We start from the raw sequence: 232 nt of genomic DNA, 5'->3' as shown, positions 1-232 counted from the left end.
ATGCGGGCATCTGACAGCCGCACCATGTCGCGGACGCCTTCTTTCAGCAGCTTCTTCGGGATGGGCATCAGGCCCCATTCCGGCATGCCGGGCCCACCCTGCGGCCCGGCCTGGCGCAGCACCAGCACGCTATCGGCCGTGACCTCCCGGTTGGGGTCGTCGAGGCGCGCATTCATGTCGTTGTAGTCCTCGAAGACCACGGCCGGGCCGGTGTGGGTCAACCGCTTCGGGT

At 67.7% G+C, this 232-nt stretch carries 1 pseudogene; it reads right to left on the bottom strand.

Features of this window, described 5'->3' with window-relative positions:
- A pseudogene (locus AC0IW9_RS32130) lies at positions 1–232 on the bottom strand (dihydroxy-acid dehydratase); the annotation flags it as partial.

The organism is Belnapia sp. AC561 (assembly GCF_979252845.1).
Note: the sequence above shows the minus strand (reverse complement) of the source record. Positions and strands in the feature narration are given on the sequence as shown.